Below are 1528 nucleotides of genomic sequence, written 5' to 3'. Positions count from 1 at the left end.
CTTTTTTGCCTGCTTTGTCATCAGTCTGAAGAGATTCGCAATTGAATCTCTTTTTTTTGCCTATAAAATTTTATTCATAAAAATTTTATTACATACCGCTTACAAGCTTTCCAAAGAAAGATAAGAATAATGGATTGTAAATATCGTCAATAATTACTGCGAAGGAAGGATAAAGAATCCACGCAATATTATTGTAACCATAAGCGTCCATTACAGCCTTTGTATTTGCAACAGCATTTGGTCCTGAACCACAGCCCCAACCACAGTTTCCTGCTGCCATTACTGCTGCTCCATAATTCTTTCCAAACATTCTGTAAGAAATAAGTATAGCGAATAATGCCATTAAAACTGCTTGTGATGCTAAAACAATACCCATTTGACCTAAGTGACTTAATAGCTTTGTAATGTCAATTGTCATCAAAACAAGTGCTAGATAAAGTTCAAGGAACATATGCTCAATGGCACTAACTTCAGATACATAAGTATCTCTTCCAAGTTTTTCAATAACATTTCTTGCAATTGCTCCTGCAAATAGGCAGCCTATAAATTTAGGCATTTCAATTCCAGGAATATTATCAAGAAGGAAGTAGATTGGCATACCAAGTGCTGAAACAAGAAGAACCATAGCAAAAGCTACAATCATCCTGCTATCTACTAATGGATGTACTTCGTTATTAATTGCAGATTCTGGCTTGTCATTTGGATCAGCCTTTAGGTTGTGCTTGTGAATTAAATATGCAGCAACTGGTCCCCCAATTAGTGAACCCATAATGTTACCCATTGTACCAGCAGCAACACCAATTTCAGTTACACCATCAGGTGCTCCCCAATCTGCAAAAATTGGTCCAAAGGCAGATGCTGTTCCAACTCCACCAGACATAGCTGCTGATGAACATTGAAGAGCGAATAGAGGGTGCATACCAATTGCTTTAGCAACTACTACTCCCAAGATATCTTGCAATGTTATAAGTAAACAAGCTGCGAAGGCAATATTAAATATAAGTTTTCCCCCAGCCTTCTTAAATAATGAAGCAGAAAATCCATATCCTACTGTTAAGAAGAATATATTTTGTGCTAAATCCTTTGTAATCTTAGCATCAAAGCTAAGTGCTATGAATCCTGATAGTTTAATTATTGCTATAATTATTGAAAAAATTAGCCCTGATACAACTGGAGCAGGAATAGCGTACTTCTTCAAGGCTTTTGAGTGGCTTACACACCATCTACCAGCGAAAATTACTAAAGCTGCGATACCAAGAGTACATAAGTATTCAAATTGGAAGGATGCAACTTCACCGTTTTTGCCAGGAGTATAAGTCCCAAAATAACCAAGAACGTCTTCTAGTGTCATAATAAAACCTCCTATAAATTTTTGTACATAAAATTACTAAAAAATATTTTGTACATTTTGTTATTATAGCACTTTTTTAAAAAAAGTCTTTTATAAATTTTTCTTATTTTTAAATATTTTACTATTTATTAAAAAAATAAGAGGGAAGATTGTAAAATGAAGTTAGCCAAATAAAAC

The 1528-nt window shown here is 34.4% G+C and carries 1 protein-coding gene; it reads right to left on the bottom strand.

Annotated features, from left to right (window positions below; translation table 11 throughout):
• Positions 1 to 88: 88 nt before the first annotated feature.
• Complete coding sequence (locus HMPREF1864_RS07705) at positions 89 to 1351, bottom strand: sodium/glutamate symporter (protein WP_062572209.1); 1263 nt, start codon at positions 1349 to 1351, stop codon at positions 89 to 91.
• Between the last annotated feature and the right edge of the window lie 177 nt (positions 1352 to 1528).

The sequence above is a fragment of the Peptoniphilus sp. DNF00840 genome, from assembly GCF_001553125.1.
GTDB lineage: Bacteria > Bacillota > Clostridia > Tissierellales > Peptoniphilaceae > Peptoniphilus_A > Peptoniphilus_A vaginalis.
This window is presented reverse-complemented; position numbering and strand designations above follow the sequence as displayed.